Genomic DNA, 22,172 nt, shown 5'->3' with positions numbered 1-22,172 from the left:
CTTTCCTCTGCGTTTACTGAGCAATAAACGGCGTGACGGCCTCTTTGGCGGCGTTGCAGACCATATTGTCGATTGCCGTACCGACGACCAGAATATTGACCCCGGTATCTTTAAACGCTTTGGCGTTGGCGAGGTTAATACCGCCTTCTGCCAGCGTCGGTACATCAACCGCGCCAACCAGCGCTCGCAGCCTTTCTTTAATGGCCTGTGGAATGTCGCCTGCGGCTACGCCTTCATAGCTCATACCGGTCATCAGGCCGATCATATCGACGCCAATTTCCTGCATCCGCTTCGCCACGCTGGAAACCTCTTCCGGCGTACGCGCAGGAATACCGAAAGTATGCAGATCGTCCGGGTGACCAATATAGGCGTCCACGGTCAGACCATATTGATGGGCGAGATTAACGATATCCTGCAGATCGTCCCAGTCGGATTTATGCGTGTGTAAACCATCGGCTCCGGCACGGGCAATCTCCAGAATCTCAGTGTCACTGAGCGGCACGGGCAAGGTTTCGGTAAAACCTCCCGCAATACCCACGGTAATGAAAATATCGTCAGGAACCACGTTACGCACGCCGTGTACCGCTTCAGCCATTTGCCCGTTGGTGATTTCATGGCGGATCTGCTCTGCTGCATGCATATTGCTCACGCCTTTGTGTCCACGCGCCAGCGCCAGTGCCGGGTGGTTTGGTTCCAGCAGCTTAACGCCTGCCTCACACACTGCTTTCGCCAGACGCGCATCGTCGCCAGTGATCCCCGTACTGAGGATGGTTTGTCCGCCGTGGAGCGCAATGGCATCTTTCACTTTCTGTAACGCTTTGGCGCGTTTTTTATTCATATCGCCTTTAAACATGGTGTACCTCTGGTGTTGGTGCATTAATTAACGGGCTGACGCTGCAGGTTCGTTCTGTACGACAGCCTTAAAACGGTTAGCAATAATGGTGGTAATACAGGTCATCGCCATTGTTGTGATCATTACGATAGCCATCTGAAGCGCATTGCTGGACAAGAACGGTGAGGCAAAAGCGGGAACATAGGCCACGCCTTTAACGTTAAAGAAGCCCAGCATCATGCCGCCCATTCCGGCCCAGAAAATGGCGGAGCCAAAGACAATTTTGTTGGCGAACATGAAGGGATAGGCCGATTCCACGAAGGTTCCGAAACCCAGGTTAATAAGCAGCCCCGGTGTGGCGACGGCGGCTTCACTTTTTTCGCGAGGGGCGATAACGTTGGCAAGGTTAATCCCTGCGGCAACCATCACCAGACCCACCATATCGACTGCGCCGAGGAAGCTTACGCCGGATTTTTCCATCTCCAGCAGAACCAGCGGCAGAATGACCGCGTGGTAGACTCCGCCCAGGATGGCTGGCCAGATAACCAACCCCGCCAGCAGTCCGGCAAGAACAGGACTGAAAGCCAGAGTGCTTTCGATAGCCAGTTTGATGTAATTACCTGCCGACAGCGCCAGCGGACTCAGCAGATAGTGCATGATCAACCCGGCGGCAAGACCTGAAATCCCACCGGCAACGATGTTGACGGTGGTCATCGGAAAGCGCCAGTTCAGGCACAGTTCAAACAGCCAACGAACGAAAATCCCGGCCATCAAGCCGCCGATAATCCCGCCGATCAGCCCCCCTTCAACGGACAGCACCCCGGCGACGACCCCGGCAACGATTGAGACTTCATCCAGCTCAGAAATCTGTTTTGCCGCCAGCACGGCAACCAATACCGGCAGGCCTTTCAGCAGGATTTCAAAAATATCGTTAAGTTTTTCCAGACCCGGGATGTGGCTCAGGGCGAGAACAATTGCCATCGCGATAAAGCCAGGCAGCGCAGGGATCATAATGCTGCGAATGTTAAAGCGTTTGAGCAGGCTCTTTCCGGAGCCACCCTGGGAGGGTGAAGCGCTACCCAACTGCGGCTTGTACTTAATGCCCCAGTGTTTACACAGAGACGCCACGAAGGAGACTGCGCGGGTGCGGCTGGTGGTACCCGTCGTGCCCGAGGTTGCGACGACATTTGCCCCTTTTGCGGCCACCAGCGCCATTGACGTTCCGCCGGTGCCAACGATCGGCGTTTTCATTTCAACGGCAGCGGTGAAGACTTCGTGGTTCGCTTTTCCCGGATCGGCGCTCATCACGACGATCCCGTCGATCGTGCCGCTACGGATCATCCCGGCAATCTGGCGATCGCTTTCAACCACCGAAGCGTTCACCTCTGAGAGTTTGCCCTGAAATATCCGTTGTGGTTTTTGTTGGTTTTCTTTGGTTAATGCAAACACGGATGCCGCTGTGTGGGGTTTGGCAACATCCATCGAGGCTTCCGCCGCGATAAACTGCACGGCGGCAACTTCCACACCTGCGGCTTCGCACTGCTGATAAATTTCCTGGAGTAGCTTCTCTGGCTCTGCGCCACCCAGGTTGTAGAGGTTGCCTCCACTGCTTCCAATAATCGCAATTTTTTTCATAGCGGCCTCAAAGATAGGGTAAAGGGGTTATTTGTGTTGTAGTGAAATCATATTCCCAATTAAAACAAACTAAATCAACATTGTTAAAATGATTAAATTTGAGGTTAAAACAAGTTTGTTTATGTATTTTATTGAAATATAACAATTAAGTTATTATTTTGTTTTGTGTTGATATTTGTTGTTTTGTGATGGGGTTCAAATGCAGGTAGGGAGAAATGGAGGATGCCTCCTCCATTTATGAAGATTAGTGCTGTTTTACTGCGTGTGGTTTCTCTTCAATCGGCTTACCGGACCAGTAGCCTGCCAGCAGCGAACCGGAAAGGTTATGCCAGACGGAGAACAACGCGCCGGGCAGGGCGGCAAGCGGGCCAAAGTAGATCTTGCCCAGCGCAGCGGCAAGTCCTGAATTCTGCATGCCCACTTCGATAGCCAACGTCCGGCAGGTTGACTCGTCGAAACCAAACAGTTTTCCGCCCCAGTACCCGCCGAGCAGACCGATTGTGTTATGCAGAATGACCGCGATAATCACCACAAACCCTACCGATGCGATATGCGCAGCAGAACCGGCTACCACGGCGCTGATGATGGCGAGAATGCACGCCATGGAAAAGGCGGGCAGGAAAGGCTCGACCGCTTTGACCACGCGGGGGAACAGATGGTGAATGACCAGGCCCAGCGCAATCGGAATGACCACAATCTGCAATATACTCAACAGCATTCCCATCACGTCGACCTGAATATGCGCATCAACGTACAGGCGCGTCAGCAGCGGCGTCGCGATCACGCCGACCAGCGTGGAGACCGACGAGATGGTAACGGACAACGCCACGTCACCTTTCGCCAGATAGATCATCACGTTAGATGCCGTGCCGCTGGCGACGCTACCGACCAGTACCATACCTGCGGACAATTCCGGCGGCATATTAAAAGCCAGCGCCAAAATCCATGCGGCGAGCGGCATCACCAGATAGTGCAGGAAAATCCCCGCCGCGACGGGTGTTGGACGTGAGAGTACGCGTTTAAAGTCGTCCACCTTCAGGTGAACGCCCATGCCGAACATGATCAGCATCAGTAACGACGGCACGAATGGCCCGACAGGCGTAAAGGTGGTGGGCGTGTAATACGCAATCACAGAGAGCAGCAGCGCCCATAACGGGAACAGCCGCGTGAGAGTAGCGAGCATGTTGTATTCCTTGCGATTGAAATGTGTTGTGTTGTTATAAAAAAGCCGGGATCGAGCCCGGCCATAGTTATTGTTTATCGCGTGATGGAATATTATTCAAACAAATTATGATGCAGCTTCTGTACCACCTGCTCGGCTTCGCTACCGGGCACGAGGAAGCACAGGTTGTGGCTGGACGCGCCGTAGCAAATCATCCGAATATTGAACGGTTCCAGTACGCCGAACACCTCTTTACCCACGCCACAGGCTTTGGACAGGTCGTTGCCAATCAATGCCACCAGCGCCAGGCCTTCTTCCACTTCAACCCGACACAGGGCAGACAGTTCCATCAGCAGAGACTGTGTTAACAGTGTATCGCCGGTGGACGTTGAACCAGTGGTATCCAGCGTCAGCGCCACGCTGACTTCGGATGTGGTAATCAAATCGACCGAGATATTGTGGCGTGCCAGGATGCCGAACACTTCCGCCAAAAAGCCGCGAGAGTGCAGCATATTCAGGCTATGCAGTGTCAGCAGCGTCTGCTTACGGCGTAGTGCCAGCGCCCGGAACAGCGGTGGATTCGCGGTTTTATTACATACCAGCGTACCGCCTGCTTTTGGATCCTTACTGGAGCCCACAAACACCGGAATATCGCTACGTACGGCTGGCAACAGGGTTGCCGGGTGCAGTACTTTCGCGCCAAAGGTCGCCATTTCCGCGGCCTCTTCAAAGGCGATTTCATCAATACGCTGCGCTGCGGGAACTACGCGCGGATCGGTCGTGTAAATGCCAGGAACATCGGTCCAGATATCGACGCGTGTTGCGTGTAGGGCTTCTGCCAGTAAGGCGGCGGTATAATCGCTGCCGCCGCGTCCCAGCGTGGTGGTGCGGCCCTTGCCTTCACTGCCGATAAAGCCCTGCGTAATCACCAGACCTTCGCTCAGACGCGGGGCCAACTGGAGCGCTGCCAGTTCAGCCAGCGCCGTGACGTCGGGTTCTGCACGGCCAAAACGATCGTTGGTGCGCATCACTTTACGCACGTCAAACCACTGCGCTTGCACGTTGCGTTCACGCAGGATCTCGACGAACAGCAAGGTAGACATCAGTTCACCGTGGCTGACCAGTTCGTCGGTCAGCGCGGTTGAGGTCGCCAGTGACGCCGCTTCTGCCAGTGTGGTGATGTTTTCCAGCAGACGTTCGATCTCTTCACGGATCACGTTTGGATAACGCAGTCGTTCCAGAATATTGAACTGAATTTGACGAATGGCATCGAGTTTTTCGAAGCGCGCGGTTGGCTCCAGCCCTTCAGCCAGTGCGACCAGCAGGTTGGTGATTCCCGCAGAAGCGGAAAGTACCACCACACGGACGTTAGCATCAGAAAGCACGACATCAGCGCTGCGATTCATGGCATCAAAATCCGCCACGCTGGTACCACCAAACTTGGAGACAACTACATCAGTCATAACTACCTCGTGTCAGGGAATGAATAGAGCGACCATGGCACAAAGGAAACTGGTGCAGGCGCAAATGCAAATACCGTATTTATAAATAAAATGTGTAGCTTGCACTGTCAACGCTGGGATTATGCGGATTTTTCATGCTGCAACTGCGTTGAGTAACGGTACTAATAACAACGCTGATAACCGCTATACTTTTTAGCCACGTTTGGCGGATGCCCTGGCAATGGCATTAAAACAATCACACTTTTCTGTGACTGGCGTTACAATCGATCTCAGTCACAATTCTCAAAATCAGAAGAGTATTGCTAATGAAAAACATCAATCCAACGCAGACCTCAGCCTGGCAGGCACTACAAAAACACTTTGAAGAAATGAAAGACGTTACTATCGCGGATCTTTTCGCGAAAGATAGCGATCGTTTCACGAAGTTTTCCGCGACGTTTGACGATCTGATGCTGGTGGATTTCTCCAAAAACCGCATCACTGAAGAGACGCTGGCTAAACTGCAGGATCTGGCGAAAGAAACCGATTTGGCGGGTGCCATCAAGTCCATGTTCTCCGGTGAGAAAATCAACCGTACTGAAGACCGTGCCGTGCTGCACGTGGCGCTGCGTAACCGTAGCAATACGCCAATCATCGTTGACGGCAAAGATGTGATGCCGGAAGTGAATGCGGTACTGGAGAAGATGAAATCTTTCTCTGAAGCGATTATCTCCGGAAGCTGGAAAGGCTATACCGGCAAAGCCATCACTGATGTAGTAAACATTGGTATCGGCGGCTCTGACCTCGGCCCGTTCATGGTGACCGAAGCGCTGCGTCCGTATAAAAATCACCTGAATATGCACTTTGTGTCGAACGTCGATGGTACGCACATCGCCGAAGTGCTGAAAAAAGTGAATCCGGAAACCACGCTGTTCCTGGTCGCGTCTAAAACCTTCACCACCCAGGAAACCATGACCAACGCCCACAGCGCACGCGACTGGTTCCTGGCGACCGCGGGCGACAACAAGCACGTAGCCAAGCACTTCGCAGCGCTGTCTACCAACGGTAAAGCGGTTGGCGAGTTTGGTATTGATACTGCCAATATGTTCGAGTTCTGGGACTGGGTTGGCGGTCGTTACTCCCTGTGGTCTGCCATTGGCCTGTCCATCATCCTGTCCGTGGGCTTCGACAACTTTGTTGAGCTGCTCTCCGGCGCGCATGCGATGGACAAACACTTCTCCACCACCCCGGCTGAGAAAAACCTGCCGGTGCTGCTGGCGCTGATCGGTATCTGGTACAACAACTTCTTCGGTGCTGAAACCGAAGCGATTCTGCCGTATGACCAGTATATGCACCGTTTCGCGGCCTACTTCCAGCAGGGCAACATGGAATCCAACGGTAAATACGTTGACCGTAACGGCAACGCAGTGGATTACCAGACTGGCCCAATCATCTGGGGTGAGCCGGGCACTAACGGCCAGCATGCGTTCTACCAGCTGATTCACCAGGGCACCAAAATGGTGCCGTGCGATTTCATCGCGCCGGCAATCACCCACAACCCGCTGTCGGATCACCATCCGAAACTGCTGTCTAACTTCTTCGCGCAAACCGAAGCGCTGGCTTTTGGTAAATCTCGTGAAGTGGTTGAGCAGGAATATCGCGACCAGGGTAAAGATCCGGCTACGCTTGAGCACGTTGTGCCGTTCAAAGTGTTCGAAGGTAACCGTCCAACGAACTCCATCCTGCTGCGCGAAATCACGCCGTTCAGCCTGGGTGCGTTGATTGCGCTGTACGAGCACAAAATATTCACTCAGGGCGCGATCCTGAACATCTTCACCTTTGACCAGTGGGGCGTTGAGCTGGGCAAACAGCTGGCGAACCGCATTCTGCCAGAGCTGAACGATGATAAAACTGTTTCTTCCCATGATGTTTCTACTAATGGGTTGATTAACCGTTATAAGTCCTGGCGCTAATCTGCTTCTTCCTTCGAACCGCAGCGGTGTTGGCTGCGTTCGTTAACCCCGGTCACATAGCTATCTATGCTCCCGGGGATTAACGATCTTGCCGCCTTGCTGCAATTCGAATGAATTTGCAGATTACCTGTGATAGAAGCTGATATTATTATCAGCTTTTTTTATAAGATAATTCCACTTCTCCACCTTATTACCTAAAAATTTAATTGAGCTTAATCCTAAAATAATATGTTCAACGTTCTCCTGTTTCTGATGTTTTAAGATTTACCGGATATTGTGTTTTCAGTATTATATTTTAACTCTTTGAATTTAATTGTTTTTATTATTTATTGTTAATCGTTTTCTCTCTCGCTATCTAATTATCCTAAATTCCCCTGTGGCGTAATTTGAACACTTTGGCTTGTGTATACTCGATCTCGCCCGAAATTCTTTTGGGTAAATCTCCATTCATACAATGAAGGGAATTTGTGATGAAAAAAGTTCTGTATGGCCTTTGGGCTATATCTGCGCTTGCGGCGACGTCTGTCTATGCCGCCCCCGTTCAGGTGGGTGAGGCTGCAGGGTCGGCTGCCGCGTCGGTTTCGGCGGGAAGTTCCTCCGCGACCAGCGTGAGCACCGTAAGTTCTGCGGTGGGGGTTGCCCTGGCGGCAACCGGTGGCGGCGATGGTTCTAATACCGGAACCACCACCACGACAACCACCAGTACCCAGTAATACCGGTACGTTTAATTCTAACCACACTTCGGTGTGGTTATTTTGCCTCTCTGGAGAAACGTCGTGAAGCGACCCGCGCTCATAATGGTTTGTCTGTTACTACAGGCGTGCTCAACCACCACCGAAGGTTTGGGGCATTCGCTGTGGGATAGCGTATTTGGGACTCCCGGCGTAAAGATGACGGATGATGAAATCCAAAATATGCCTTACGCCAGCCAGTATATGCAGCTCAACGGCGGTCCCCAGCTGTTTGTGGTACTCGCGTTTGCGGAAAACGGACAGCAGAAATGGGTGACTCAGGATCGGGCCATTCTCGTGACGCAACATGGGCGACTGGTGAAAACACAGCTCGACGGAGACAACCTCATCGAGGTGAATAATCTGGCTGCCGACCCGCTCAGTAAGCCCAATCAGATAGTCGATGGCGCAACGTGGACCCGTACGATGGGCTGGACCGAGCATCAGCAGGTACGCTATGCCACCGCCCGCTCGGTCTTCACATGGGATGGCGCTGACACCATCAAGGTCGGTAGCGATGAAACGCCGGTACGCATCCTCGATGAAGACGTCACCACCGATCAAACGCGCTGGCATAACCGCTACTGGGTAGACAGTGACGGCATGATTCGCCAGTCAGAACAGTATCTTGGCGCAAGTTTCTTCCCGGTGAAAACTACGCTGATTAAGGCGGCAAAATCATGATGAAACGAATGATTACCGCGCTTTCCTTCAGCCTGTGCGCGGCATCTGTTTTTGCTGCGGGCAGTGTAAAAGTGATCACGACAGGCAGCACCGAAGCAAAAACGCTGACCGGCGCGGAGCATTTGGTCGATCTGGTGGGTCAACCGAAGCTGGCGAATAGCTGGTGGCCAGGTGCGGTCATTGGCGAAGAGCGGGCAACGGCTGAGGCGCAACGTCAGCAGCAGGCATTACTGGATCGTCTGGCGACGTTGAGTGCTGGAGAAAGCGGTGATGATGCCGCGGCTATCAACGCGTTACGCCAGCAAATTCAGGCGCTGAAGGTGACCGGCAGACAGACGATTAATCTCGACCCGGATGTTGTACGCGTCAGCGAGCGAGGCAACCCGCCGCTGCAGGGCAATTACACGCTGTGGGTTGGGCCGCAGCCCACGGATATCACGCTGTTGGGTTTGCTAAGCCACCCGGGTAAACAGCCGTTTATACCCGGACGTGATGTTGCCAGCTATCTCGATGGGCAGCATCGGCTCAGCGGCGCGGATCGTAGCTACGCCTGGGTTGTCTATCCCAACGGACGCACACAAAAAGTGCCGGTCGCCTACTGGAACAAACGTCACATTGAGCCGATGCCCGGCAGCATCATTTTTGTCGGGCTGTCGGACTCTGTCTGGAGCAGCACCCCGGATGAAATCAATGCCGACATTCTTCGCACCCTGACCCAGCGGATACCCGAATAATGAGAAAAACTTATCTGCTCAGCCTGTTGGCGCTGGGTATCAGCGCGGCCTGTCACGGTGAAACGTATCCTGCGCCGATTGGTCCTTCCCAGTCTGATTTTGGCGGCGTGGGGCTGCTGCAAACCCCAACCGCACGCATGGCGCGTGAGGGCGAAATGAGCCTTAACTACCGCGATAACGATCAGTACCGCTACTACTCCGCGTCGGTGCAAATGTTCCCGTGGCTGGAAACGACCCTGCGCTATACCGATGTGCGCACCAAAAAATACAGCAGCGTGGAGTCGTTTTCAGGCGATCAGACATACAAGGATAAGGCGTTCGACCTGAAGCTGCGGTTGTGGGAAGAGAGCTACTGGATGCCGCAGGTGGCGGTGGGGGCACGCGATATAGGCGGAACGGGCCTGTTCGATGCGGAGTATATTGTGGCGAACAAAGCCTGGGGACCGTTTGATTTCTCACTCGGTCTCGGCTGGGGATACCTCGGGACCAGCGGCAACGTCAGCAATCCGTTTTGCTCATACAGCGATAAATTCTGTCATCGCGATAACAGCTACAAGCAGGCGGGTTCCATTGACGGCAGCCAGATGTTCCACGGCCCGGCATCGCTGTTTGGCGGCGTAGAGTATCAGACTCCCTGGCAGCCGCTGCGCCTGAAGCTGGAGTACGAGGGAAATAATTATCAGCAGGATTTTGCGGGCAAGCTGGATCAGAAGAGCAAGTTTAACGTCGGCGCTATTTATCGCGTCACCGATTGGGCCGACGTTAACCTCAGCTATGAGCGCGGCAACACCTTTATGTTTGGGGTCACGCTGCGGACTAACTTTAACGATCTGCGACCACACTATAACGACAACGCCCGCCCGAAATATCAGCCGCAGCCGCAGGATGTCATCCTGCAACATTCGGTGGTGGCGAATCAGCTAACGCTGCTGAAATACAACGCCGGGCTGGCGGATCCTAAAATCCAGGTGCAGGGCGATACGCTGTATGTAACAGGCGAACAGGTGAAATACCGTGACTCGCGCGAGGGGATCGAGCGTGCCAACCGGATCGTGATGAACGATCTTCCCGACGGGATCCGCACGATCCGTATTACGGAAAATCGCCTTAACTTGCCGCAGGTGACGACCGAAACGGATGTTTCCAGCCTGAAGCGCCATCTGGAAGGCGAGCCGTTGGGCCATGAGACTCAACTGGCGCAAAAACGCGTTGAGCCCGTAGTGCCGAAAACGACCGAGCAGGGCTGGTATATCGATAAGTCGCGCTTCGATTTCCACATCGATCCGGTGCTTAACCAGTCGGTAGGCGGCCCGGAAAATTTCTATATGTATCAGTTGGGCGTGATGGGCACGGCAGATTGGTGGGTGACCGATCATCTGCTGACCACCGGGAGTTTGTTCGCCAACCTCGCCAATAACTATGACAAGTTTAACTACACCAACCCGCCGCAGGATTCGCATTTACCGCGGGTGCGTACCCATGTGCGTGAGTATGTACAGAACGACGTCTACGTGAATAACCTGCAGGCCAATTACTTCCAGTCACTCGGGAACGGGTTTTACGGACAGGTTTACGGCGGCTATCTGGAGACCATGTATGGCGGGGCGGGCGCGGAAGTATTGTACCGTCCATTGGACAGCAACTGGGCGTTTGGCATTGACGCCAACTACGTGAAACAGCGTGACTGGCGTAGCGCACAGGACATGATGAAATTCACCGACTACAGCGTGAAGACCGGGCATTTGACGGCTTACTGGAATCCTTCGTTTGCTCAGGATGTGCTGGTGAAAGCCAGCGTGGGGCAATATCTGGCGGGGGATAAGGGCGGCACGCTGGAAATTGCGAAACGCTTCGATAGCGGCGTGGTTGTTGGCGGTTATGCGACTATCACTAATGCCTCGCCGGATGAGTACGGCGAGGGTGATTTCACCAAAGGGGTGTACGTTTCAGTGCCGCTGGATCTGTTCTCGTCAGGCCCAACCCGCAGTCGCGCGGCGATAGGCTGGACACCGTTAACGCGTGATGGCGGTCAGCAGCTTGGGCGTAAGTTTGGTCTGTACGATATGACCAGTGACAGGAGTGAGAATTTCCGGTGATGTGAATGTTGATCGCCCGGTGGCGCTACGCTTACCGGGCATCCGGCAAGAACCGTCATGCGAACAAAATATAAACAAAAAATGTAGATCTCTGTCACATTTTTGCGTTATACAGGAACCTCGCCACTGAGTAAGAGGTGCTGTTATGACGTCGCTATCTCGTCCCCGCGTGGAGTTTATCTCCACCATCTTGCAGACCGTGCTGAATCTGGGGCTGCTGAGTCTGGGCCTGATCCTGGTCGTATTCCTCGGGAAAGAAACGCTGCATCTGGCAGATGTGCTGTTCGCGCCGGAACAAACCAGCAAATATGAGCTGGTGGAAGGACTGGTGGTTTACTTTCTGTATTTTGAATTTATCGCGTTGATTGTGAAGTACTTTCAGTCAGGGTTTCACTTTCCTTTGCGCTACTTTGTCTATATCGGGATCACTGCGATTGTGCGGTTGATCATTGTCGATCATAAAGCACCTATGGATGTGCTTACCTATTCCGCGGCGATCCTGCTGCTGGTGATCACCCTGTGGCTGTGCAACTCGAAGCGGTTGAAGCGAGAGTAAAAAAACAACACGCCGTTGGGGCGGCGTGTTGCATGTCAGGCTTATTGTGCAGAGACGGGCTTGGCTTTCTCTGCTGTGGGTTCCCACAGTTCTTCAAGTTCTTCCAGCGTTTTGCCTTTGGTTTCCGGCACAAACTTCCACATGAACAGCGCCGCCAGGATGCCCATACAACCGTAGATCCAGTAGGAGAAACCGTTGTGGAAATGGGAAACCAGCCACGAATTTTTGTCCATCATCGGGAAGGTCCAGGAGACGAAGTAGTTCGCCAGCCACTGGGCCGCAACTGCAATGGCGAGCGCTTTACCGCGAATCGCGTTCGGGAAGATTTCTGCCAGCAACACCCAACAAACCGGTCCCCAGGACATGGCGAATGCCGCGACATAAAATAGCATCGACAGCAGCGCCACCAGGCCGGAAGCCTGCGTATAAAATGCAGTGCCGAGGCTGAACATCCCAATTGCCATGCCGAGTGCGCCAATGATCTGCAGCGGTTTGCGACCAAATTTGTCCACAGTCATGATAGCCAGCACGGTGAAGCTCAGGTTGATTACGCCGACAATAATGGTCTGCAATAACGCCACATCGGTGCTGGCTCCAAGCGTTTTGAAGACTTCCGGTGCGTAGTACAGCACGACGTTAATACCGACAAACTGCTGGAAGATGGATAGCATCACGCCGATAACGATCACGCCCGCACCAAACATCAACAGACGACCACCGGTTTTGCGTCCATGCTCGAGTGACTGATTAATCTCCTGCATGGCCTGAGTGGCGAGAGTGCTACCCATAATCTTGCGCAGAATACCTTCTGCCTGTTCATGTCTGCCGCGCGCCATCAGCCAACGTGGGCTTTCTGGTACGGTATACAGCAGCAGTAAAAACAGCAGGGCGGGGATACTTTCGGAGGCAAACATATATCGCCAGCCATCGGTATTCAGCCAGTTGGCGTCGCCTGAACGGGCAATAAAATAGTTAACGCAATACACCAGTAACTGGCCAAAAATAATCGCGAATTGGTTAAAGGAAACCAGTTTCCCACGAATATGTGCCGGAGCCAGCTCAGCAATATACATAGGTGAGAGCATTGAGGCTAAACCTACGCCAATACCACCGATGATGCGATAAATAACGAATTCGGGGACGTATCCTGCTAAATAAACAGGCACAGCATTATCGGGGTTAATGGTGGTAAAACCTAATTCTGGCCATGCGGATCCGATGCCGGAAATAAAAAATAACAGCGCAGCGATTTTCAGCGAATCCCGGCGACCAAAGCGGTTACTACAATACCCGCCCAGCGCACCACCGATGATGCAGCCAATCAACGCACTGGCGACGCAAAAACCCAACAATGAGTTGGCGGCGGATTCACTTAAGTGTTGTGGAGCGACAAATACGGTATTTAAGGATTCTACCGTTCCGGATATGACCGCAGTGTCGTAACCGAATAATAGTCCTCCTAAAGTTGCGACTAATGTAATCGAAAAAATATAACTGGAATTATATTGAGTGTTCATTCAGACCTGCCTTAGAGGGTACAGCTCTTTTGATCAGTGCCGTGATGGTGAATTTAACAGGCAGGGAAGACAATTATCATTTTTTACATTGCAATTACGTTTTGTCTTTTCTGTGATCTTAATTCCGTTTAATTAGTTTATTTCCAGACGAAAAATAGAATTGCAGTGATGGAGAGCACGAAAGGAAATAATCATAACGGTAATGCAAAATAACATAAAAAAAGGGCGCTCCGTAGAGCGCCGAATAACAGTCACAGGTTGGGATAACATAAGTTGAGGGTTGCAGTGGCATTGCCCGTTGCCGGGCGGGGTAACACAACTACTTTGATGAAACTTAACCTTTCACACCACCCGCGGTCAGGCCGTTGACCAGCCAGCGCTGCGCCAGCAGGAATACCAGCGTGATCGGAATGGCTGAAAGTACAGCTGCGGCGGCAAAGTCGCCCCACAAATAGTTCTGTGGATTGAGGTACTGCTGCATACCTACCGCGAGGGTATAGCTGTTCACATCACGCAGCAGCAGTGACGCGACCGGGACTTCGGTAATAGCGGCAATGAACGACAGAATAAATACCACCGCCAGAATCGGAACGGAAAGCGGTAGCAGCACCAGGCGGAATGCCTGCCACGGCGTTGCGCCATCCAGCGCGGCCGCTTCTTCCAGCGAACCGTCGATGGTTTCGAAATACCCCTTAATCGTCCATACATGCAGCGCAATACCGCCAAGATAGGCGAAGATCACGCCGCCGTGCGTGTTCAGGCCGATAAACGGAATGTACTGGCCCAGGCGGTCAAACAACGCGTACAGGGCGACCAGAGACAGTACTGCCGGGAACATCTGGAAAATCAGCATCCCTTTCAGCAGGGTTGCTTTACCCGGGAAACGCATACGGGCAAAGGCGTAAGCACAGGTGGTGGAAAGCGTCACGATACCAATCGCGGTAATGGTGGCCACCTTCACTGAGTTCCACAGCCACAGCAGTACCGGGAACGGCGGCGGCGTCACACGGCCATCTGCGTGCTCAACGCTAAAGCCCAACGCCAGTTTCCAGTGTTCCCAGGAGATGTTTTCCGGGATCAGGCTACCGGTGGCGAAGTTACCTTCGCGCAGCGAAATAGCAATGACCATCAGCAGCGGGAACATGATCGCCGCGATGAAAATCAGTAGCAGAAGGTGCGTGGTCAATAAACGTAGCTTCTGAGATTTGGGTTGGACCATAGCCATATTCCGTGCCCTCCTTAGTCGAATTTCATTCGTGTGGCTTTCAGGTTAACAATCGCCAGCGCACCCACCAGCAGGAAGATCAGCGTGGCAATCGCCGCTGCCAGACCGAAGTCCTGTCCGCCGCCGCCTTCGAAGGCGATACGGTAGGTGTAGCTCACGAGCAGGTCGGTATAGCCGGCTGGCGTGGTGGTGCCAAGTCGGTCCGGGCCACCGTTGGTCAACAGTTGAATCAGCACGAAGTTGTTAAAGTTAAAAGCAAAGCTGGCAATCATCAGCGGCGTTAGCGGCTTAATCAGCAGCGGAAGCGTAATCTTAAAGAAGTTCTGGAACGGGCCGGCGCCATCCATCGCCGAGGCTTCATACAGATCGTCAGGAATTGCTTTCAGCAGACCCATGCACAGGATCATCATGTATGGATAACCGAGCCAGGTGTTGACGATAATAATCATCGAACGTGCGGTGGTTGGGTCGCTGAACCAGGCCGGTTTGATACCAAACAGTGCGCTCAGCATCATGTTGATTTCACCAAAGCTCTGGTTGAATAAGCCCTTGAAAATCAGAATCGAGATAAACGACGGTACGGCATACGGAAGAATCAGCAGGACACGGTAAATCGCTTTGCCTTTGAGAGACTCCCACTGTACGAGACAGGCCAGCACCATCCCCACAGCAACGGTGAGGATCACTGTCAGAACGGAGAAGACCACCGTCCAGACAAAGATGGCGAAGAATGGTTTCTGGATGCCTTCGTCGGTAAACACGCGAGTGAAGTTGTCCCAGCCAATAGCGACGGTATAGCCTGGGCTGAGTTTTTCTGCACCCCAGCTTCCGTCGGCGTTAATCGCCTGGTAATAACCAATGTCGCTGTTCGGGCGGTATTTTACGCCGCTCTGGTTATTGGTGAGCATGCCGTCGTCAGCGAGGGTATAGAGCGGTTGCGTGCCGGAAAACTGGCGCAGTGAACTCATAATCACTTTGCTTTCATCCGGCAGGATGGCGGTCAATTGGGTTAATGCCTGGCGATTTTGCGTGATGATACGCAGCGTTGCACGCTCGCCCGCTGGCAGCGCTTCGGCTTCTTTCAACTGCAGTTTCTGTTCGCCGCCAAATTTAAAGGCGTCGGAGAGATAATTCTTGCCGGTTTCACCGTCGGTGAGAGCCAGTTGCCACTCCGTACCCGCCGGATACAGACCGAAGTTGTAGGTTTTCCCAGCCTGATACGAACGATCCATCAGGACTTCCTGAGCACGTTCAAAGGTCAGCTGGTTGGTGCTGCTGTAGTTGGTAAAGGCAATTGCGATGGTGCAAACCAATGGAAACAGAACAAACAGCCCCATACCAGCGACGCCAGGATAAACATAACGCCAGGCATAGGTTTTACGGTTAGCGAAAATATACAGGCCAGCAGAGCTTAAAATCAGCGTCATGATGGCAAACAGGTACTCCCCCTGAGCGTACATCAAAACAACAAGGTAACCGACCAGCAGCCCAAGCAGACCTATCACTGACCATTTAAGCCGGTCGCTTTGCCACCAGTGTTTCTTTTTAATGACATCCATGGGGATCTTCCTCTTTACGCTTTATCCTTCGCACTACCTCTTTGTTGGCTGCGGAAGCGCACCCCAGTCACTTACTTATGTAAGCTCCTGGGGATTTGCCTCCTTGCCGCCTCGATGTAGCGCGAATGATTTCGCGTAACAACGTATTCAATAAACCTGATTCCCTAAGAAATAAGGGAAACCGTATTACTTGGTGATACGACCTTGTGCATCTTTCAGCGCGGCATCGACGGTCTGACGGCCGCTGGCTGCGTTGATCACTGCGGTACGAACGGCATACCAGAATGCGGACATCTGCGGGATGTTCGGCATGATTTCGCCTTTCTGGGCGTTATCCATGGTGGCGGCGATGCGTGGATCTTTTGCTAATTGATCCTGGAAGGATTTCAGCGCCACGGCGCCCAGCGGTTTGTCCTTGTTCACTTCATCCAGACCCTGGTCGGTCAGCAGGTAGTTTTCGAGGAACTCTTTCGCCAGTTCTTTGTTCGGGCTGGCGGCGTTAATACCGGCGCTCAGTACCCCAACAAACGGTTTAGACGCTTTGCCTTTGAAGGTTGGCAGCAGCGTGACGCCGTAGTTAATTTTGCTCTTGTCGATGTTCGACCACGCCCACGGACCGTTGATGGTCATCGCCGTTTCGCCCTTGTTGAAGGCCGCTTCTGCGATGGAGTAGTCGGTATCCGCGTTCATGTGTTTGTTCTTGATAAGGTCAACCAGGAAGGTCAGACCCGCTTTCGCGCCAGCGTTGTCCACGCCCACGTCTTTCACGTCATATTTGCCGTTTTCAAACTTGAACGCGTAACCGCCGTCGGCAGCAATCAGCGGCCAGGTGAAGTACGGTTCTTGCAGGTTGAACATCAGCGCAGATTTACCTTTCGCCTTCAGCTCTTTGTCCAGCGCAGGAATTTCTTCCCAGGTTTTCGGTGGATTTGGCACGAGGTCTTTGTTGTAAATCAGCGACAGCGCTTCAACCGCGATTGGGTAAGCAATCAGCTTGCCGTTATAGCGTACGGCATCCCAGGTGAACGGATAGAGTTTGTCCTGGAACGCTTTATCCGGGGTGATTTCAGCCAGCAGGCCAGACTGCGCGTAGCCGCCAAAGCGGTCATGTGCCCAGAAGATGATGTCCGGGCCATCACCGGTCGCGGCAACCTGCGGGAATTTTTCTTCTAGTTTGTCCGGGTGCTCAATGGTGACTTTGATACCCGTGTCTTTCTCGAATTTTTTGCCTACTTCAGCGAGGCCGTTGTAGCCTTTATCGCCGTTAATCCAGATAACCAGCTTACCTTCTTCAATCTTGGCGAGAGCCGAGGCGGAGAACATCATCGTCGTCAATGCGGACAATGCGAGGATGCGTGCGCCAGTTTTGATTTTCATAGTTCCCATCCTGTTTGGTGATATTGCAGAGGTGGCTTAACGGTGACTAGTTTCTTTATACGACAACCTCTTTCCATCCTCCTTACCCCTACGCCCCACCCATTCTTTATGTGATCTGTGTTACATAAATGTGAGTAATGCGTACTGGCGCACATAAAAACCCACTGATTTTTGCAAGCGACATCACGAAATTCCTCCACGGCGTACAGCCAGGGTCTCAGACGCTGCTCTCTCATCCTCCCGCCTCCTCCCCCATAAAAAAGCTGGGGGGTGGAGGATTCACGCCGTTAAGGGATAACGCATATTCAATCCATCAATGAATGTTGCTGTCGATGACAGGTTGTAACGAAGGGAGAAGGGCATGGCGAGCGTACAGCTGCGAAATGTAACGAAAGCCTGGGGTGACGTGGTGGTATCGAAAGATATCAATCTCGACATTCACGAAGGGGAATTCGTGGTGTTTGTCGGACCGTCAGGCTGTGGTAAGTCGACCTTGCTGCGTATGATCGCCGGACTTGAAACCATCACCAGTGGTGATTTGTTTATCGGGGAGACCCGGATGAATGACATTCCACCCGCCGAACGTGGCGTGGGGATGGTCTTCCAGTCCTATGCGCTGTATCCCCATTTGTCCGTCGCCGAAAACATGTCGTTCGGCCTCAAGCTGGCAGGCGCCAAAAAAGAGGTGATGAACCAGCGTGTTAATCAGGTCGCAGAAGTACTGCAACTGGCCCATCTGCTGGAGCGCAAACCCAAAGCGCTCTCTGGTGGACAACGTCAGCGTGTGGCGATTGGCCGTACGTTGGTTGCAGAGCCGCGAGTCTTTCTGTTGGACGAACCGCTGTCAAACCTCGATGCCGCACTGCGCGTCCAGATGCGCATTGAAATCTCCCGCCTGCATAAGCGTCTTGGCCGCACGATGATTTACGTCACCCACGATCAGGTCGAAGCGATGACCCTGGCCGACAAAATTGTGGTGCTGGATGCCGGCCGCGTCGCGCAGGTAGGTAAACCCCTGGAGCTGTACCACTACCCGGCTGACCGCTTTGTTGCCGGGTTTATTGGTTCGCCAAAGATGAACTTCCTGCCGGTGAAAGTGACGGCAACGGCGATCGATCAGGTTCAGGTTGAGCTGCCTAACCGCCAGCAAATATGGCTACCAGTGGAAAGCCGCGCGGTGCAGGTCGGCGCCAATATGTCTTTAGGTATCCGCCCGGAACATCTGCTGCCCAGCGATATTGCTGATGTCACCCTCGAAGGTGAAGTACAGGTAGTCGAGCAGCTTGGTCACGAAACACAAATCCATATCCAGATCCCCGCCATCCGTCAGAACCTGGTTTACCGCCAGAACGACGTGGTGTTGGTAGAAGAGGGTGCCACATTCGCTATCGGCCTGCCGCCAGAGCGTTGCCATCTGTTCCGTGAGGATGGCACTGCATGTCGTCGGTTGCATCAAGAGCCGGGCGTTTAAGGTATCCCATTAAAAAAAAGCGCAAAACCGTCAAGGTGAAGCGTTTAAAGAAAAGCAATGATCTCAGGAGATAGAACGATGATTACTCTGCGCAAACTTCCTCTGGCGGTTGCTGTGGCAGCAGGCATTATGTCTGTTCAGGCAATGGCTGTCGATTTCCATGGTTATGCTCGTTCCGGTATCGGCTGGACGGGTAGTGGCGGCGAACAACAATGTTTCCAGGCAACCGGTGCCCAAAGTAAATACCGTCTCGGTAACGAATGTGAAACCTATGCCGAAATTAAGCTGGGCCAGGAAGTGTGGAAAGAAGGCGATAAGAGCTTCTACTTCGACACTAACGTTGCCTACTCTGTTGCACAGCAGAATGACTGGGAAGCGACCGATCCTGCTTTCCGCGAAGCCAACGTGCAGGGTAAAAACCTGATTGAATGGCTGCCGGGTTCCACCATCTGGGCCGGTAAACGTTTCTATCAGCGTCATGACGTCCATATGATCGACTTCTACTACTGGGATATTTCAGGTCCTGGTGCCGGTATTGAAAACATCGATCTGGGCTTTGGTAAGCTGTCTCTGGCCGCAACCCGTTCTCAGGAAGCGGGTGGTTCTTACACCTTCAGTAGCCAGAATATCTACGACACATCCAAAGATACCGCGAACGACGTATTCGACATGCGTTTAGCGCAGATGGCCATTAACCCGGACGGCATGCTGGAGCTGGGTGTTGACTACGGTCGTGCGAATAAAACTGACGGTTATAGCTACGCGGATAGCGCTTCTAAAGATGGCTGGATGTTCACTGCAGAACATACTCAGAGCATGCTGAAGGGCTATAACAAGTTTGTGGTTCAGTATGCAACTGACGCGATGACCACGCAGGGTAAAGGTGGCTCGCAGGGTACTTACGGTTCAACCTTCGATACCCAGGCAACACCAAATGATCCCGTTATCCATCATGTAAACAACAACATCAATAACAACGGTAGCCTGGTACGCGTACTTGACCACGGTGCTATCTCTCTGGGCGACAAGTGGGACCTGATGTACGTCGGTATGTATCAGAATATCGACATGGATAACGACCTGGGTACTGAATGGTACACCGTGGGTATTCGTCCGATGTACAAATGGACGCCAATCATGAGCACCCTGATGGAAGTCGGCTACGACAACGTCAAATCTCAACAGACTGGCGATCGCAACAGCCAATACAAAATCACCCTGGCGCAACAGTGGCAGGCAGGCGACAGCATCTGGTCTCGTCCGGCAATCCGCGTCTTTGCAACCTATGCCAAATGGGATGAAGAATGGGGCTACGTGAAAAACGGAGATAAGGTCTCTAAATATGCTGCTGCAACCAACTCCGGTATCAGCACAACCAGCCGTGGCGATAGCGACGAGTGGTCCTTCGGTGCCCAGATGGAAATCTGGTGGTAATCCAGCATTAACCTGACGTAATGACCTAAAGAGGGGCGTAAGCCCCTCTTACTTACGGTTTAGCGCGCTATTGCCTGGCCACCGCTGAACCCATGCTATCTGAGGTGATAACAATGAAAATGAAGAAAAGTCTCGTTGCCCTTTGTTTATCGGCAGGGTTATTTGCCAGCGTTCCCGGAATCAGCCTGGCCGATGTGAATATCGTTCCGCAGGACACCGCAGCTGCACCGTCGATTCCGACGGCTGCGTTGCAACAACTGGCCTGGACGCCCGTCGACCAATCGAAAACCCAGTCAACCCCGTTGGCGACAGCGGGACAGCGTCTGGACATTGCCGGTATTAGCGGCCCGGTTGCCGCCTATAGCGTACCGGCCAATATTGGTGAACTGACCCTGACGCTGAGCAGTGAAGTTAACCAACAAACCAGCGTATTTGCGCCAAACGTTTTAATTCTTGATCAGAACATGACGCCATCTGCGTTCTTCCCCAGCAGCTACTTTACCTACCAGGCACCGGGTGTGATGAGTGCGGATCGCCTGGAAGGGGTGATGCGTCTGACGCCAGCGCTGGGACAGCAGAAGCTTTATGTTCTGGTCTTTACTACTGATAAAGATCTCCAACAGACCACCACGCTGCTTGACCCGGCGAAAGCGTATGCCAAGGGCGTGGGCAATGCTGTTCCGGATATTCCGGACCCGATTGCCCGCCATACTACCGATGGTCTGGTGAAACTGCAGGTGAAAACTAACAGCACCTCCAGCGTGCTGGTTGGGCCGCTGTTTGGCTCCTCTGGCCCGGGTCCGGTGACGGTGGGTAATACCGCTGCACCTGCGGTGGCCTATGCAGCCCCGGCTGCCGCGGTAGCCGCACCGGCACCGCAACCGGTGAAGAAAAGCGAGCCGATGCTGAATGACACTGAGAACTATTTTAACCAGGCGATTAAGGATGCCGTGGCGAAAGGTGATGTTGATAAAGCGCTGAAGCTGCTTGATGAAGCTGAACGTCTGGGATCCAAATCTGCCCGTTCCACCTTTATCAGCAGTGTAAAAGGCAAGGGGTAACCATCTCCCCACATTGTTGATTTTGCAACAACTGGTGCGTCTCCTGGCGCACCTTTTTTTATCCTTCGATGCTACTTGTTACACTTATGTTGCCCTACCGATCACTTAATCGTGTTTGCTCACCCCGCAAAGCCTTTTCTGCGATACAATGCCTTCAGGTTATGAATCGGAGAGTAAGGCATGCCACACCCCGCGTTAACGCAACTGCGTGCTCTGCGTTATTTTGATGCGATCCCGTCGCTTGACCCTCAATTGCTCGACTGGTTGTTACTGGAAGATTCGATGACCAAACGTTTTGAGCAGCAGGGAAAACAGGTCACCGTAACATTGATACGAGAAGGATTCGTTGGGCAAAATGAAGTCGCTGAAGAGTTGACGCTGCTGCCGGCAGAATCCCGCTATTGGTTGCGGGAAATCCTGTTATGCGCGGATGGTGAGCCATGGCTTGCCGGGCGGACCGTGGTGCCTGAATCCACCTTGTGCGGCCCCGAACTGGCTTTACAAAATCTGGGGAAAACCCCGCTCGGGCGCTATCTGTTTACATCATCGACATTGACCCGCGATTTTATTGAGATTGGCCGCGATGCAGCGCTGTGGGGGCGTCGTTCCCGACTGCGACTGAGCGGTAAGCCGCTGATGCTTACCGAGCTTTTTTTGCCTGCATCGCCGTTGTACTGAGAGGA

The 22,172-nt window shown here is 53.0% G+C and carries 18 protein-coding genes; 10 read left to right on the top strand and 8 right to left on the bottom strand.

Going from position 1 to position 22,172, the window contains the following annotated elements; all coding sequences use genetic code 11:
• Window positions 1-13 precede the first annotated feature (13 nt).
• The 4 genes from G8S19_RS20795 to lysC form a co-directional block, all read right to left on the bottom strand.
• Window positions 14-853: a histidine biosynthesis protein gene (locus G8S19_RS20795; RefSeq protein WP_044702272.1), complete on the bottom strand. Its 840-nt coding sequence runs from the start codon at window positions 851-853 to the stop codon at window positions 14-16.
• Window positions 854-880: 27 nt separating this feature from the next.
• Window positions 881-2,467: a PTS sugar transporter gene (locus G8S19_RS20790; protein ID WP_253685838.1), complete on the bottom strand. Its 1,587-nt coding sequence runs from the start codon at window positions 2,465-2,467 to the stop codon at window positions 881-883.
• A 244-nt stretch (window positions 2,468-2,711) separates the two neighbouring features.
• On the bottom strand, window positions 2,712-3,650 hold the full coding sequence (gene panS, locus G8S19_RS20785) for a ketopantoate/pantoate/pantothenate transporter PanS (protein WP_253685836.1): 939 nt from the start codon (window positions 3,648-3,650) through the stop codon (window positions 2,712-2,714).
• A 92-nt stretch (window positions 3,651-3,742) separates the two neighbouring features.
• A complete protein-coding gene (gene lysC, locus G8S19_RS20780; RefSeq protein ID WP_124021081.1) occupies window positions 3,743-5,092 on the bottom strand; it encodes a lysine-sensitive aspartokinase 3 in 1,350 nt (449 codons plus the stop codon).
• Window positions 5,093-5,397: 305 nt separating this feature from the next.
• Between lysC and pgi the strand changes: the two genes are divergently transcribed.
• The 6 genes from pgi to psiE all read left to right on the top strand — a co-directional run bounded on the left by pgi (window position 5,398) and on the right by psiE (window position 11,845).
• Complete coding sequence (pgi, locus tag G8S19_RS20775) at window positions 5,398-7,044, top strand: glucose-6-phosphate isomerase (RefSeq protein ID WP_061067011.1); 1,647 nt, start codon at window positions 5,398-5,400, stop codon at window positions 7,042-7,044.
• A 470-nt stretch (window positions 7,045-7,514) separates the two neighbouring features.
• A complete protein-coding gene (gene yjbE / locus G8S19_RS20770; RefSeq protein WP_003826562.1) occupies window positions 7,515-7,757 on the top strand; it encodes an exopolysaccharide production protein YjbE in 243 nt (80 codons plus the stop codon).
• A gap of 63 nt (window positions 7,758-7,820) precedes the next feature.
• Window positions 7,821-8,459, top strand: a complete 639-nt coding sequence (locus tag G8S19_RS20765; protein WP_253685834.1) for a YjbF family lipoprotein — start codon at window positions 7,821-7,823, stop codon at window positions 8,457-8,459.
• Window positions 8,456-9,193: a capsule biosynthesis GfcC family protein gene (locus tag G8S19_RS20760; RefSeq protein ID WP_061067013.1), complete on the top strand. Its 738-nt coding sequence runs from the start codon at window positions 8,456-8,458 to the stop codon at window positions 9,191-9,193. The genes G8S19_RS20765 and G8S19_RS20760 overlap by 4 nt, the downstream gene beginning before the upstream one ends.
• On the top strand, window positions 9,193-11,289 hold the full coding sequence (locus tag G8S19_RS20755; RefSeq protein ID WP_253685832.1) for a YjbH domain-containing protein: 2,097 nt from the start codon (window positions 9,193-9,195) through the stop codon (window positions 11,287-11,289). Before G8S19_RS20760 ends, G8S19_RS20755 begins: the two co-directional genes overlap by 1 nt.
• Window positions 11,290-11,434: 145 nt before the next feature.
• Window positions 11,435-11,845, top strand: coding sequence for a phosphate-starvation-inducible protein PsiE (gene psiE / locus G8S19_RS20750; RefSeq protein WP_253685830.1), 411 nt, complete (start codon window positions 11,435-11,437; stop codon window positions 11,843-11,845).
• 41 nt (window positions 11,846-11,886) lie between these two features.
• Here psiE and xylE read toward each other — a convergent pair whose 3' ends face one another.
• The 4 genes from xylE to malE all read right to left on the bottom strand — a co-directional run bounded on the left by xylE (window position 11,887) and on the right by malE (window position 17,523).
• A complete protein-coding gene (xylE, locus tag G8S19_RS20745) occupies window positions 11,887-13,362 on the bottom strand; it encodes a D-xylose transporter XylE (RefSeq protein ID WP_048213939.1) in 1,476 nt (491 codons plus the stop codon).
• A 334-nt stretch (window positions 13,363-13,696) separates the two neighbouring features.
• Window positions 13,697-14,587: a maltose ABC transporter permease MalG gene (malG, locus tag G8S19_RS20740; RefSeq protein WP_016155340.1), complete on the bottom strand. Its 891-nt coding sequence runs from the start codon at window positions 14,585-14,587 to the stop codon at window positions 13,697-13,699.
• Window positions 14,588-14,601: 14 nt separating this feature from the next.
• The gene (gene malF, locus G8S19_RS20735) at window positions 14,602-16,146 is read right to left on the bottom strand and encodes a maltose ABC transporter permease MalF (protein WP_199970699.1); all 1,545 of its coding nucleotides are present in this window, start codon (window positions 16,144-16,146) and stop codon (window positions 14,602-14,604) included.
• Between the two features lie 186 nt (window positions 16,147-16,332).
• A complete protein-coding gene (gene malE, locus G8S19_RS20730; RefSeq protein ID WP_061067017.1) occupies window positions 16,333-17,523 on the bottom strand; it encodes a maltose/maltodextrin ABC transporter substrate-binding protein MalE in 1,191 nt (396 codons plus the stop codon).
• Between the two features lie 361 nt (window positions 17,524-17,884).
• Between malE and malK the strand changes: the two genes are divergently transcribed.
• From malK to ubiC, 4 genes are all read left to right on the top strand, one after another.
• A complete protein-coding gene (gene malK, locus G8S19_RS20725) occupies window positions 17,885-18,994 on the top strand; it encodes a maltose/maltodextrin ABC transporter ATP-binding protein MalK (RefSeq protein ID WP_005132674.1) in 1,110 nt (369 codons plus the stop codon).
• A gap of 78 nt (window positions 18,995-19,072) precedes the next feature.
• Window positions 19,073-20,428, top strand: a complete 1,356-nt coding sequence (locus G8S19_RS20720) for a maltoporin (RefSeq protein ID WP_048213936.1) — start codon at window positions 19,073-19,075, stop codon at window positions 20,426-20,428.
• Window positions 20,429-20,541: 113 nt separating this feature from the next.
• A complete protein-coding gene (malM, locus tag G8S19_RS20715; protein WP_061067019.1) occupies window positions 20,542-21,489 on the top strand; it encodes a maltose operon protein MalM in 948 nt (315 codons plus the stop codon).
• 180 nt (window positions 21,490-21,669) lie between these two features.
• Window positions 21,670-22,167, top strand: coding sequence for a chorismate lyase (gene ubiC / locus G8S19_RS20710; protein ID WP_048213934.1), 498 nt, complete (start codon window positions 21,670-21,672; stop codon window positions 22,165-22,167).
• The last annotated feature ends 5 nt before the right edge of the window (window positions 22,168-22,172 follow it).

This window comes from Citrobacter sp. SX206 (assembly GCF_024181025.1).
Classification (GTDB): domain Bacteria; phylum Pseudomonadota; class Gammaproteobacteria; order Enterobacterales; family Enterobacteriaceae; genus Citrobacter; species Citrobacter youngae.
Note: the sequence above shows the minus strand (reverse complement) of the source record. Positions and strands in the feature narration are given on the sequence as shown.